A 13,234-nucleotide genomic window follows, 5' to 3' on the forward strand; every position below is an offset into this window, starting at 1 on the left:
ATGGAATGTTTTTGTGTAACCGCTTTAATCTATTATAGTCTATCAGCTTGATTTGGGTAAATATCCGATTGATTTGATCATGGTCGGAGGTGGAACCACGTGTTAGGATGGGGCTAATGAAAACGTATGCAACCATTCTGAGAGGGGTTATGATTCATGAATACGTCCAAATCCATCTTTTATAATGCACATCACGCACCGATTGGTGCTTTTGCGAGTTTTACACTGGGTTACAAAGGAGCCAAAGGCGGGCTGGGTCTTGAACTCGGCAAGCCGGCTGACCAGAATGTATATATTGGATTACAATCTCGCGATGGCGACAATTATCAGGCGCTTCCTTTTTATGAAGCTTCCGAGGATGAGAGTAGCCGCTATGATGTAGAGAAGTTGGAGAATGGGGACACTGCGTCGACAACAGCGACCAAAGTTCCACAACCTCTTATTACGGCTTTTCGCGATGAAGATATTACCCGTGAATTTACCTCAGGTACGGATACGTGGACTGCTGGAGATCTGACGTTCCGTATCTACTCGCCTGTACGTCCAGTACCTGATCCAACGAATGGGGATCGTGAAGAATTAATGGATGCACTCGTACCTGCCGTATTGGTTGAGATGACGATTGACAATACGGAAGGTCAACAATCCCGCAAAGCCTACTTTGGCTATCAGGGCAATGATCCGTACTCTGCGATGCGTCTGATTGGAGGACCGGAAGGTGGCTCCATCACAGGTGTGGGACAAGGTCGACTTACAGCGATTATGTCAGCAGATGATGGACTGTGGCCCGCACGCGGATTTACGCTGGAGAAACTGTTGCAGGAGAAACATCGGGAGAATCTGGCATTTGGACTTGGCTCAACCGCTGCACTACTGATGGAGGTGCCGGCTGGAGAGAAACGTACGTATCAATTCGCAGTATGTTTCTATCGCGGGGGCATTGTGACGACCGGCATGGACACAACGTATTGGTATACGCGCTATTTCTCCAATATTCAGGCAGCAGGAGAGTATGCACTACAACGCTTTAGTGAGTTGACTGCATCCTGTGGAGAGGTTGAACAGCGCCTTGGATCGGCTGCTTTGACCGAAGATCAATCATTCATGCTTGCTCATTCCATTCACAGCTATTATGCCAGTACTCAACTGCTGGATGCCGATGGCGAGCCACTCTGGGTGGTGAACGAAGGGGAGTATCGGATGATGAACACACTTGATCTGACGGCTGATCAGTTGTACTTCGAGCTTGCCTTGAACCCATGGACGGTGCGTAATGAGCTGGAGTGGTTTGTGAAACGATACAGTTATACGGATCAGGTTCGTTTCCCGGGGGAAGAGAAGTTATATCCGGGCGGAATAACCTTTACCCATGATATTGGTGTTGCCAATGTGTTCTCACGCCCTGGACACTCGGCATATGAGTTGGTTGGCATTGACGACTGTTTCTCACAGATGAGCCACGAGGAGCTGGTGAACTGGCTCTGCTGCGCGACAGTATACATTGAACAGACACAGGATCAAGCTTTTGTGAAAAACATGTTGCCTGTTATCGAGGATTGCTTCGAAAGCATGCTTAATCGTGACCATCCCGACGCAGAGCAGCGTAACGGTCTGATGGGTCTGGATAGCAGTCGTACCCAAGGTGGAGCGGAGATTACAACTTACGACAGCCTGGATGTGTCACTTGGTCAGTCTCGCAATAATATCTATCTGGCGGGTAAATGTTGGGCGGTCTATGTTGCATTGGAGAAGCTGTTCGCAACTGAGAAGTTGGCAGATCTGTCCCATCAAGCAGGGATTCAAGCAGATCGCTGCGCTGCCAGTATTGCTGCACAATTGACTGATGGCGGCTACATTCCAGCTGTTATTGCAGAAAATAATGATTCTCGAATCATTCCGGCGATTGAAGGTTTGGTGTTCCCGTACTTTACAGGCTGTGAAGCAGCACTGGATGTCAATGGTCGCTTTGGCCCTTATCTGAAAGCACTCCAAACTCATCTGAAGACGGTTCTTGTACCGGGAACATGTCTGTTCGAAGATGGGGGCTGGAAACTGTCCTCAACAAGCAATAACTCGTGGCTGAGCAAAATCTATTTGTCCCAGTTTATCGCTAGAGAGCTGCTGGGTGTGGAATGGAATGAGACAGGCAAGGCAGCAGACGCGGCTCATGTCAACTGGCTTCTGCATCCGGAGGAATCCTACTGGTGCTGGAGTGACCAGATCCTGTCTGGTGTGGCGGTTGGCAGCAAGTACTATCCGCGTGGTGTAACGTCGATTCTATGGCTACTCGAAGGAAAAGGGAATCACCTTGGGCAGATCTATGCCAGCAAGGAGGCGGTACAATGAGCCAATCCGTCGTTCAATCTGCTTTGTCAGGTCCACAGTATGATGCGTGGCTGGGGTATCACTCTAAATTGCCAGGAGCGAATGGACTTGCCCAAAAGACGGCTCCTGCGTGGAGCAAGCTGATATTGGTGGAAGAGAACCATGGAGTGATCACAACAGCTCTGACCGAACTTTCACGGGGACTGGGAAGGTTATATGGCGTGAAACCGTCGGTCAGTCATCTGTCTGATGCTCAGGAAAGTGAACGGAACAATCATGCTTCCACTCCCGCAATACGAATCGGCACTTGGACAGGGAGCGATTTGGTGGCTGGGTCGTTCAGTGAGACAGAGCGTTCAACTGTTCAAGGAGAAGGCTATGTCATTCGTGAGAACGAGACAGAGGGTGTACTGGTCATTGGATCAGAGACCCCCCAAGGTGTGCTGTATGGTGCATTCCATCTGCTTCGAGAGCTGACAATGGATCAAGGAAGTGCACATGAGGCGGATGACGCTGTGAATAAGTGGAGCTTCATTACAGAGCAACCAACCAATGCGCTACGGATAATTAATCAGTGGGATAACGTGGACGGCAGCATTGAGCGTGGGTACGCAGGAGAATCCATTTTCTATGATAACGGGGAATTCACGCTGGACTTGGGACGCATCCGGGATTACGCACGTTTGCTCGCTTCCACGGGAATCAATGCTATATCGATCAACAACGTCAATGTACACCGCCGTGAGAGTCTGTTTCTGACGGAACGTTATCTTAATGATGTGGCGAAGGTTGCTGCTGAATTCAGAGCGTATGGCATTCGATTGTTTCTGAGCGCCAACTACGCGAGTCCAATTGAGATTGGTGGATTGCGTACGGCTGATCCGCTGGATGCGCAGGTACGGGAATGGTGGAATATTCAAACGGCCAAGGTGTACGCAACGATTCCGGATTTTGGCGGTTACCTGATCAAGGCAGACTCCGAGCATCGTCCGGGACCATTCACGTATAACCGTGATCATGCCGATGGTGCGAACATGCTGGCCGAAGCCCTTCGGCCATTCGGTGGATTGGTTATCTGGCGTTGCTTTGTCTATAACTGCAAGCAGGACTGGCGGGATCGTTCCACTGACCGTGCACGTGCAGCTTATGACCACTTTACGCCGCTGGACGGGCGTTTTGCCGAAAATGTCATTTTGCAGATCAAAAACGGGCCGATGGACTTTCAGGTGAGAGAGGCGGTATCCCCGCTGTTTGGTGCCATGGAAAATACAAATCAGGTGATTGAATTTCAAATTACACAGGAGTATACCGGGCAACAACGTCATCTCTGTTATCTGGTTCCCCAGTGGAAAGAAGTATTGGATTTTGACACATACGCCAAAGGCGAAGGTTCAGAGATCAAGCGAATTGCGGACGGTTCTCTGTATAAACGACCATACAGTGGCTTCGCCGCAGTATCTAATATTGGTGCAGATGCCTGTTGGACAGGACATCCGCTCGCGCAGGCGAATCTATATGGATACGGAAGACTTGCGTGGAATCCGGAGCTGTCGGCGGAAGAGATTGCCGATGAGTGGGTGAGACTCACATTTGGACATGAAGACGAAGTTGTGCGGCAGGTTACGGGCATGCTTCTGACTTCACTAGAAATCTATGAGAATTATACGGCGCCTCTCGGTTTAGGTTGGATGGTTAATCCGGATCATCATTACGGGCCGAATGTAGATGGATACGAGTATTCCAAATGGGGAACGTATCACTTTGCCGATTGTCATGGCATTGGTGTAGATCGAACCGTGAACAGTGGTACAGGATACACTTCACAGTATCACCCTGAGAATGCTGATCGTTATGAGTCCGTAGACACCTGTCCGGATGAGCTGATCTTATTTTTCCATCACGTGCCATACACCCATGTTCTGCATTCGGGTAAAACGGTCATTCAGCATATTTATGATACACACTTTGAAGGTGTTGAGCAGGCGGAGGCGTTAGCCGAGACATGGAGAGGGCTGGAGGGCAAAATCGCCCCAGTCATTTTCAGCAAAGTTGCTTCATTACAGGACAACCAGGCCGAACATGCGAAGGAATGGCGGGACATGATCAATACGTACTTCTATCGCAAGAGCGGCATTGCGGATGAACAAGGTCGAACAATCTATTGATTGGTGATATGAAGAAAGAAGATACCTTGTTTTCTTTGATGTACAATAGACAGCATGGACATACATGAGGAGGAGAACCGTATGGGACAACATCAACTGCCCGAGACCATGAAGGCCGCTGTCATGACAGAGCCAGGACACATTATTATTGAGGAACAACCTGTCCCGCAACCGGCTTCGGATGAGGTGTTAATCCAGGTTATGGCTGTCGGGGTGTGTGGCTCAGATGTGCATTATTTTGAACATGGACGCATTGGCAGATTTGTGGTGGAGAAACCGATCATTCTGGGTCATGAGTGTGCGGGGATCATTGCTGCTGTTGGCTCGAACGTATCACGTCTGAAAACAGGGGATCGGGTTGCTATTGAGCCTGGGGTGACTTGCGGACGCTGCACGGCATGCAAGGAAGGTCGCTATAACCTGTGTCCGGATGTACAATTTCTAGCGACCCCTCCGGTGGATGGGGCATTTGTACAATACATGGTGATGCGTGAAGATATGGTATTCCCGATCCCGGATCATCTGTCTTATGAGGAAGCAGCTATGAACGAGCCATTCTCTGTTGGTATTCACGCTGCACGCCGCAGCAAATTGGCTCCGGGTACAACCCTGGCGATTATGGGCATGGGTCCCGTTGGACTCATGGCTGTGGCTGCTGCTAAATCTTTCGGTGTAGAGAAGATCATAGTAACGGATCTGGAGGAAGTTAGGCTGGAAGCAGCTCGCCGCATGGGTGCCACTCATACCATTAATGTGCGGAATGAAGATGCGCTGGCTGTGATTCGCGAGTTAACAAATGGTGTGGGTGTTGATACTGCATGGGAAACAGCGGGGAATCCGAAGGCGCTACAATCTGCTCTGTATTCACTTCGACGTGGAGGAAAACTTGCGATTGTGGGCCTGCCTGCACAGGACGAGATCGCACTCAATGTTCCATTTATTGCGGACAATGAAGTTGATATCTATGGCATATTCCGTTATGCCAATACTTATCCGGCAGGAATTGAATTTCTGAGCTCCGGCCATCATGACGTGATGTCCCTGATTACAGATCGTTATTCACTCGAAGAGACACAGCAAGCGATGGAGCGCGCATTACACAATAAAAGCGGCAGTCTGAAGGTCATGGTATATCCGAATGGTATATAAGAACAACCTGGAAAGAGTCCTGCGGTTCAGGACTCTTTTTTTTGTTTTTTTGCAAAAAAAGTATGGGTCAAGCTCCCATAACATGGTATAATTCATGAAGATTTTAATATATAAATGGATACACACCATATTGGTGAATAAGTACTTAGCGAAAGGAACTGAAGGTTGTGAGAGTACATGAATTTATGATACACGCTGATTTTCATCGGGATGATTTGATGTCGGTATCTTCTCAAGCGTCGCGTTTTTCCTCGGATATTATTTTGTCGTATATGGAGTCTGAGCATGAGCATCGTGTAGATGTCAAAAGCCTGCTTGGAATGGCGTTACTACCCATTCGATATGGTAGTGTTGTCAGATTACAGACAAGAGGCAGGGATGAACTGGAGGCTTTGGAGTACATGTTGAATGTACTGGAGAAAGGGACGGCGTGACACCTGATTAGGTGCAAAATCACAGATATCATATTTTTTTTAGCTATTCCTCAAAACCTGCTGGTACTTTGTCCAAAAAAAGAGTATAATAAAATGTAGTTTGATTCTAAAGAAGTACCCATATTAAAGGAGTGTAAATAGATTATGCCAAAAGTTGACATCCATCCAAAGACACAACTCGTAATTTTTTACGATGCAAGTGCTGATTTCAAATTCCTGAGTTCTTCCACGAAGTTCTCTAACGAAACTATGGAATGGGAAGACGGTAACTCTTACCCAGTAATCCGTGTGGACACTAGCTCCGCATCACATCCATTCTTCACTGGTAAACAAAGAAACGTGGATATCGGTGGCCGTGTTGATAAATTTAACCGTAAATACAACATCACCAAATAAGTTTGTCCATACATTACAAAAAAACCTCGGGATTTGTCCTGAGGTTTTTTTGTGTACATTAAAAATTAATTCAACCAATTATTGCGCTTACAACACATTCGGATGTACACTAGAAAACGAGTACGAACATATTGGAGGAGGAAATAGAGATGAGTAGCATCACACATATGGTAACGTTTACACTTTACGCGGGTAAAGATACACCGGAGGCCGAAGCCTTTTTGAAGGAAAGTTCGGATGCACTGGCTGTCATTCCTGGGGTAGAGCAATTTCAGGTTCTGAAACAGGTAAGTGAGAAGAATGAGTTCGATTACAGCTTCTCGATGGTCTTTGCAGATCAGGCTGCGTATGATGCATACAACAATCACCCGGTTCACCGTCAATATGTAGAAGAGCGTTGGGAAAAGGAAGTCAGTCGCTTCCAGGAAATTGATCTCATTCAACATCATAATTAATAGTCTCCACATATAGGGAAAAAGTTGAACTATCATATACAGCATTGAACAATGCTGTATATCTCTCTGATAACGCGCAATTGATGAACAAAAACACCATATTTTCGAAATCGTTTTCGGGCAAATGAATTTAAGGAGGTTTTCGCTGTTATGCAATTGGATCTCTCAGGAAAAACGGCTCTGGTTACAGGCGCAACCGGACAACTGGGGAGAGTCATCGCCCGTACGTTGGCAGCCTGTGGCGCCAATCTGGCTCTACATTACATAAATAATGATACCAAGGCTCGGGAGCTTCAAGGTGAGATTGAAGCACTCGGTCGTAAGGCTGTTATTGTACAGGGAGATATTACAAAGCAGGATACAGCATTTCGGATACGTGATGAGATTCAGTCTGTCCTCGGCGGAGTGGATATTGTTGTTGCCAATGCAGTCATTCAATATGAATGGACAACGGTGTTGGAGCAGTCGCCTGAAGATTACTTGAGCCAGTTTGAATCCTGTGTCATGCAGAGTGTGTATCTTGCCAAAGCTTTCATTCCACATATGCAAAATATCAGAGCTGGTCGGTTCATTGGCATCAATACGGAATGTGCGATGCAAAATTTCACTCATCAATCAGCCTACACCGCTGGTAAGCGTGGAATGGATGGTGTATATCGCGTGCTTGCCAAGGAGGTTGGTGAGTATCAGATTACCGTAAACCAGATTGCACCTGGATGGACAATTAGTGAACGTGATCGGTCCAGTGAGCCTGGACATGATGAGGCATATACGCGTACCGTGCCGCTGAAGCGCAGGGGTGAAGATCAGGAAATCGCCAATGCGGTAGCTTTTCTTGCGTCGGACCTGTCCTCATTTATCACGGGTGCCTATATCCCGGTTAGTGGTGGCAATGTGATGCCTGCTATCTAATGTCTGATTTGGATTCGGAAATCCAGATGGAATAACAATAAACCTAGTTTAACCGTAATCCGTTTGTCATTCGACAAGCGGATTTTTTGGCATTTTGCTATAGCTGGAATAAAGGTTTAAGGGGCTGGTTTTGTTTCATATATCCAGACATACATATTGAGTTGGTTCGGTTTTCGAAAGATTGGGGTATAAGAATAGGTATATTAACCGAGTGGAAACATAATCAAAATGAGCAATTAAAGGAGACTCACCTATTATGAAAAAAACAGTCGCGGACGTTCTGGTTGAATCCTTATTGAACGCTGGCATCAAACGTATATATGGCATTGTTGGAGACTCCTTGAATGCGGTACTCGACTCCATTCGTCGTTCTGGGAAGATTGAATGGATTCATGTACGACATGAAGAAGTAGCTGCATTTGCTGCTGGGGCGGACGCTCAGGTCAGTGGAAGTATCGCTGTCTGCGCAGGTAGTAGTGGTCCTGGTAATATGCATCTGATCAATGGTCTGTATGATTGTCACCGCAATCGTGTTCCTGTACTCGCCATCGCTGCACATATCCCAAGTGACGAGATTGGCAGTGAATATTTTCAGGCGACCCATCCGGAGTATCTGTTCCAGGAATGTAGCGATTATTGTGAAGTCATTACAACAGCCAAACAGATGCCGCGTTCTCTGACGATGGCCATTCAGACAGCGGTCGCACGTTCAGGTGTGTCCGTCGTTGTATTGCCGGGGGATGTAGCAGGACTTGAAGCAGCGGATCTGCCTGTGCCTGAGCATGTGTATCATGCAACCAATCCCGTGGTACATCCTTCTGAGCCAGAACTCGTGAAACTGGCGGAATATCTGAATGAAGGCAAAAAAATTACGTTATTGTGCGGTGCAGGCTGCGCGGGCGCTCGGGAACCCCTTATGCAGCTCTGTGATCGCTTGAAATCCCCGATGGTTATTGCGCTACGAGGCAAGGAATATTTGGAGTATGACAACCCCTATTCCGTGGGTCTTACGGGTCTAATTGGGTATTCATCCGGTTATCATGCCATGATGGACTGTGATGTATTATTAATGCTGGGAACGGATTTCCCATATCGTCAATTCTATCCCGAAGATGCGAAAGTCCTTCAGGTCGACATTCAATCTTCCCATCTGGGTCGGCGCACGAAGCTGGATTACGGCGTATGTGGGGATGTGAAAGCGACCATTGAAACTCTGCTTCCTTATCTGACAGAAGAACACAGTGACAAACATCTGCGAAAAAGTGTGGATCGTTATGTGAAAGTACGCAAAGATCTGGACGAGCTGGCCGTTGGAAAACCGGGTAAAAAGCCCATTCATCCGCAGTACTTGACCAAGGTCATTAGTGATGCCGCAGCTGAAAATGCCATCTTCACCTGTGATGTCGGTACTCCGACAGTATGGGCGGCCCGTTATATCGAGATGTCTCGTAATCGCAGATTGCTCGGTTCATTCAGTCATGGTACGATGGCAAACGCTTTGCCACAGGCAATTGGTGCTCAGGTCGCTGATCCGGGCAGACAAGTCATCTCGTTGTCGGGTGATGGCGGTATTACGATGCTGATGGGTGATCTGTTGACATTGAAACAGCATAATCTGCCGATTAAAGTTGTGGTGTTTAATAATGGAGCACTCGGTTTTGTTGAGCTGGAGATGAAAGCTGCCGGATTTCTGGAATCGGGAACAGAGCTTGTTAATCCCAACTTTGCGATGGTTGCTCAAGCCATGGGCATGGAAGGGATTCGGGTTGAGGATCCGGATGAACTCGAAGGAGCTGTACAGCGTGCGCTTCAGCATGATGGTCCTGTGCTGATTGACGTGGTGGTGAATCGTCAGGAATTGTCCTTACCTCCGAAGATTGATATTAAACAGGCGGAAGGATTCACCTTATGGATGATGAAAGCCGTGCTCAACGGACGAGGGGACGAAATTATTGAATTGGCAAAAACGAATTTGCTGCGTTAAAGTGTTTTGATAAGCGGATATGCACCGTTTGAAGTTATAGAGATACCGACTTAAAAAGTATTGTATTTGTAAAAGAGGAGCATGCAACAAGACGTAATAGTTGTGTGCTCCTTCAATAAAAATGCTGAAAATGTGACTGGTGATTTAGTATGAATACATATTATATGATTTGTTTTTATATCGAAAGTCTATTAGAATAGGTAAAGTCAGGGAGGTTTTAAGCCATTTTTGACCTACATATTGCATCATTGCATGTAAGTACGTTTCATATCGTATTCATCGATCCAATCACAAGATGACACACACACATGGAGGAGATCAACATGAGTCACGCAGGAAAAGTAGCCATTATTACTGGAGCAGGAAGTGGATTGGGCCAAGCAGCAGCATTGAAGCTGGCTGAGAAGGGTGCATCCATTGTCGTTGTGGATCTTGTCGAAGAGACAGGTCTTGAAACGGTTAAGCAGATTGAGAAGCTGGGAAGTAAAGCTATTTTTGTACAAGCAGATGTAAGTAAAGCACCTGAAGTTGAGAATTATGTGAAAAAAACAGTCGAAGAGTTCGGACGAATCGACATGTTCTTTAATAATGCAGGTATTGCAGGTCCTGGTATCAAGCTGATCGAACATACAATTGAGCAGTTTGACCAGATTATTGATATTAACCTGAGAAGTGTATTCTACGGGTTGAAGTATGTAATTACTGAAATGCTCAAAACAGGTGGAGGTTCCATTCTGAACACGGCCTCTACGGCCGGTATTGTTGGTGTACCCGCAGTTGCACCTTACGCAGCAACCAAACATGGCGTAGTGGGCTTGACCCGCACAGCTGCGATTGAATACGGCAAGGACAACATTCGTGTAAATGCGATTGCCCCAGGTACAATTGAGACACCGATGGTCATTCAGTTCGGTAAAGACAATCCTGAAGTGTTCAAGGCAACTGTTGACAGCATTCCATCCGGACGTCTGGGCAGACCGGAAGAGATCGCGAACTTGGTTTCCTTCCTGCTTGGAGATGAAGCGCCTTATATCAATGGTGCAGTATATCCGATCGATGGTGCAGTTACGGCCCAATAAGAGTTCTACTTATCGGTAATAGAATAGCCGTTAAAATGGTTAAAGAGAGGCCACTGTATACGTACAGTGCCTCTCTTTTTGGTTTGTTTTTTGTACTACAAATTCATATCATGCAACGTTGTGCGATGTATTGGTTTGTGTACTTTTGAGAGGTGCTGAACGATACGAGCCTAAAACGATGATGACGGCAACAGCGACTCCGACAGCGCCAATCCAGGTAATGGATGATAATGAAACGTTGCTGACCGCGATTCCGCCAATACCTGCGCCGGCAGCCATGGCTAATTGCATAACCGAACTATTCAGACTTAGCATAATGCCAGAGGATTCCGGAGCCATGGTGATCAGGTTATATTGCTGAGTTGGACCCGAAGACCAGGCGGCAAAAGACCACAAAATCAGAACAAGGAAGACAGCCAGATGAGAGCTTGCTGTTATATTCAACAGGACCAGACTTACGATATGCAATGTCATGCCTGTGATCAGCGTTCGTTTGACACCCAATCGGTCAGCACTGAACCCTCCAACTTTTGAACCGATCAGACTTGCTATGCCAAATGCAAGTAAAGCTGAACTGAGTAGTGCTTCGCTCATTCCTGAAACGGATACAAGGTAAGGTGAAATGTACGTGTAGGCAATGGAATAACCACCTAACCAGAAAAATGTCACCAGCAGTGCCAAAACAATTCGTGGCTGTTTGAGCAAAGACAGTTGTTTCTTCAGCGGAACAGGCGCTTCTGCTTTGGAAGGCGGAATGGCGGCCGAGATTACCAGCATGGCGAGAACTCCAAGAACGGCGATACCGGCAAAAACAAGCTTCCAATCCCAAGATGCAGCTACAAGCCTTCCGAGCGGAACGCCAACGATCAAAGAAGCCGTAAATCCAGTGATTACTGTGGCGATTGCACTAGCTTGTTTGCCCTCCGCCGCTATTTGGGAAGCAACCGTTAATGCCGTGACAACAACAACGCCCGCGCCTAAAGCCATCAACACTCGTGTTGCGACGAACAGTCCATAACCCGGCAACAGGTAAGCAAGAACATTAGCCACAACGAATAGACCGAGGAAGTATAGCAACAGCTTGCGACGGTCCCAGCGCGAAGTCAGTGCAATAATGACAGGTGTACCGAGCGCATATACGAGTGAAAAAATTGTAATGAGCTGTCCGGCAGCGATTAAAGAGATATTCATGGTATCTGCAATGCGATCCAAAATGCCAGCAATGACATATTCGGACGTTCCTACAAGGAAACTGACCAAGGCAAGAACATAGATTTTGAGCGTAGAAGACATGGAAACATAACCTCTTTCTGATTATTATTATATTTTTAGAAATATAGAAATAAAGACGATAGAACAAGACATGAATGCTCTGAATGCAACCCATCTGCGCGAATGGTAATGCTACAACCTAGATAATGAATATTGGTATAAGCGTAAACTTAGGTGACCTAGTTTTACTAATAAATATTGTACATTGTTTCAATATTTCTAATTATATAGAAATATAAATCAAATTTTTTATTTATTTAGCAGATAGGGAACAAACTTTTGTGCGGTCTCCGTGTTTAGGCTGTAGTAGATATACGTACCCTTCTTCTGCGATGTGAGCAGGCCGCAATCGGATAGCTGTTTCAGGTGATGAGACAGAGTCGATAGGGCAACCGTAACAAGGCGGCTCTCCAGATCGGCAGGACACAGGTTGCTTTCGCCCGATAAAATCTGAATGATTTTGTAGCGTGTTTGCTCGCCCAGTGCTTTATGAATTTTGACGACTTGTTCAATCTCATTTGAGTTTGATTGCATAATGATCGGTCCTTTCGTCTTTATTTCTTATTTCTAGTAATATAGAAATAACAGTAGCATATGTCGTTTGAAAAGTAAACTCTCGGTGAAGATTCCAGACTTTCTACTGCGTCTGTGTTAACAGCCGAAAGTCTGGAGTAACTTCCCCCGAGAGTTATGTGAGTTGTATATTACCGATCGAGAGAATCAACATAGTCTTTGGCTTCCTTCAACGAAAGACCTCTGGCTTCACGCAGTCGTTTGATCGCCATAATTTTTTTCCCTTGTTGTATAAGTGTAAGCAGTTCCTGATCCAGATCCGTTTGGGCTGGTTGGCTTGTGTGGGAAGGAAGTGCTTCTTTCGGCGACAAGGTGTAATTGAAGTCGGATCGGACGCTGCCGGTTGAACCGTTCTCCAGACGCTCGACATCTCTTTTCAATTCATTTAATTGGCGTTGCAGGCTGGTGACTCTGACCAGTAACACAAAGATCAGAAGCAGCAAAACGATCGATACCAAGGTGTTCATTTCCATGATGTCATGTGCCTCAC

Annotated in this window: 12 protein-coding genes; 9 read left to right on the forward strand and 3 right to left on the reverse strand. The window is 46.5% G+C overall.

What is annotated here, in order from left to right:
* Positions 1–156 precede the first annotated feature (156 nt).
* The 9 genes from MHI01_RS01745 (at position 157) to MHI01_RS01785 (ending at position 10,899) form a co-directional block, all read left to right on the forward strand.
* The gene (locus tag MHI01_RS01745; RefSeq protein WP_340982363.1) at positions 157–2,346 is read left to right on the forward strand and encodes a glycoside hydrolase family 52 protein; all 2,190 of its coding nucleotides are present in this window, start codon (positions 157–159) and stop codon (positions 2,344–2,346) included.
* Positions 2,343–4,490 (forward strand): alpha-glucuronidase family glycosyl hydrolase, encoded by a 2,148-nt coding sequence (locus tag MHI01_RS01750; protein ID WP_340982364.1) that lies wholly within the window; start codon positions 2,343–2,345, stop codon positions 4,488–4,490. The genes MHI01_RS01745 and MHI01_RS01750 overlap by 4 nt, the downstream gene beginning before the upstream one ends.
* 81 nt (positions 4,491–4,571) lie before the next feature.
* Positions 4,572–5,639, forward strand: a complete 1,068-nt coding sequence (locus MHI01_RS01755) for an NAD(P)-dependent alcohol dehydrogenase (protein WP_340982365.1) — start codon at positions 4,572–4,574, stop codon at positions 5,637–5,639.
* Positions 5,640–5,806: 167 nt separating this feature from the next.
* Positions 5,807–6,073 (forward strand): HPr family phosphocarrier protein, encoded by a 267-nt coding sequence (locus MHI01_RS01760; RefSeq protein WP_026081056.1) that lies wholly within the window; start codon positions 5,807–5,809, stop codon positions 6,071–6,073.
* Between the two features lie 144 nt (positions 6,074–6,217).
* Positions 6,218–6,469, forward strand: coding sequence for a type B 50S ribosomal protein L31 (locus MHI01_RS01765; RefSeq protein WP_036613829.1), 252 nt, complete (start codon positions 6,218–6,220; stop codon positions 6,467–6,469).
* A 149-nt stretch (positions 6,470–6,618) separates the two neighbouring features.
* Positions 6,619–6,924, forward strand: coding sequence for a Dabb family protein (locus MHI01_RS01770; RefSeq protein WP_076317704.1), 306 nt, complete (start codon positions 6,619–6,621; stop codon positions 6,922–6,924).
* Positions 6,925–7,074: 150 nt separating this feature from the next.
* Positions 7,075–7,836 (forward strand): SDR family NAD(P)-dependent oxidoreductase, encoded by a 762-nt coding sequence (locus MHI01_RS01775; RefSeq protein ID WP_340982366.1) that lies wholly within the window; start codon positions 7,075–7,077, stop codon positions 7,834–7,836.
* Positions 7,837–8,092: 256 nt separating this feature from the next.
* A complete protein-coding gene (gene poxB, locus MHI01_RS01780; protein WP_127549174.1) occupies positions 8,093–9,820 on the forward strand; it encodes a ubiquinone-dependent pyruvate dehydrogenase in 1,728 nt (575 codons plus the stop codon).
* A gap of 323 nt (positions 9,821–10,143) precedes the next feature.
* The gene (locus MHI01_RS01785; RefSeq protein WP_076250445.1) at positions 10,144–10,899 is read left to right on the forward strand and encodes an SDR family NAD(P)-dependent oxidoreductase; all 756 of its coding nucleotides are present in this window, start codon (positions 10,144–10,146) and stop codon (positions 10,897–10,899) included.
* A 108-nt stretch (positions 10,900–11,007) separates the two neighbouring features.
* Here MHI01_RS01785 and MHI01_RS01790 read toward each other — a convergent pair whose 3' ends face one another.
* The 3 genes from MHI01_RS01790 to MHI01_RS01800 form a co-directional block, all read right to left on the reverse strand.
* Complete coding sequence (locus MHI01_RS01790) at positions 11,008–12,192, reverse strand: MFS transporter (RefSeq protein ID WP_340982368.1); 1,185 nt, start codon at positions 12,190–12,192, stop codon at positions 11,008–11,010.
* Positions 12,193–12,420: 228 nt separating this feature from the next.
* On the reverse strand, positions 12,421–12,705 hold the full coding sequence (locus MHI01_RS01795) for an ArsR/SmtB family transcription factor (protein WP_036613842.1): 285 nt from the start codon (positions 12,703–12,705) through the stop codon (positions 12,421–12,423).
* A gap of 170 nt (positions 12,706–12,875) precedes the next feature.
* Entirely contained in the window at positions 12,876–13,217 is a 342-nt protein-coding gene (locus MHI01_RS01800) for a ribosomal protein L7/L12 (protein WP_340982369.1), read from the reverse strand.
* Positions 13,218–13,234 lie beyond the last annotated feature (17 nt).

The sequence above is a fragment of the Paenibacillus sp. FSL M7-0656 genome (assembly GCF_038003225.1).
Lineage (GTDB): Bacteria > Bacillota > Bacilli > Paenibacillales > Paenibacillaceae > Paenibacillus > Paenibacillus amylolyticus.

Excerpts from the sequence above, each read along its gene's own strand:
- MHI01_RS01745 (WP_340982363.1), top strand. The coding sequence starts at position 157 with ATGAATACGTCCAAATCCATCTTTTATAATGCACATCACGCACCGATT.
- MHI01_RS01765 (WP_036613829.1), top strand. The coding sequence starts at position 6,218 with ATGCCAAAAGTTGACATCCATCCAAAGACACAACTCGTAATTTTTTAC.
- MHI01_RS01775 (WP_340982366.1), top strand. The coding sequence starts at position 7,075 with ATGCAATTGGATCTCTCAGGAAAAACGGCTCTGGTTACAGGCGCAACC.
- MHI01_RS01785 (WP_076250445.1), top strand. The coding sequence starts at position 10,144 with ATGAGTCACGCAGGAAAAGTAGCCATTATTACTGGAGCAGGAAGTGGA.
- MHI01_RS01750 (WP_340982364.1), top strand. The coding sequence starts at position 2,343 with ATGAGCCAATCCGTCGTTCAATCTGCTTTGTCAGGTCCACAGTATGAT.
- MHI01_RS01795 (WP_036613842.1), bottom strand. The coding sequence starts at position 12,705 with ATGCAATCAAACTCAAATGAGATTGAACAAGTCGTCAAAATTCATAAA.
- MHI01_RS01755 (WP_340982365.1), top strand. The coding sequence starts at position 4,572 with ATGGGACAACATCAACTGCCCGAGACCATGAAGGCCGCTGTCATGACA.
- MHI01_RS01800 (WP_340982369.1), bottom strand. The coding sequence starts at position 13,217 with ATGGAAATGAACACCTTGGTATCGATCGTTTTGCTGCTTCTGATCTTT.
- MHI01_RS01770 (WP_076317704.1), top strand. The coding sequence starts at position 6,619 with ATGAGTAGCATCACACATATGGTAACGTTTACACTTTACGCGGGTAAA.
- MHI01_RS01790 (WP_340982368.1), bottom strand. The coding sequence starts at position 12,192 with ATGTCTTCTACGCTCAAAATCTATGTTCTTGCCTTGGTCAGTTTCCTT.
- poxB (WP_127549174.1), top strand. The coding sequence starts at position 8,093 with ATGAAAAAAACAGTCGCGGACGTTCTGGTTGAATCCTTATTGAACGCT.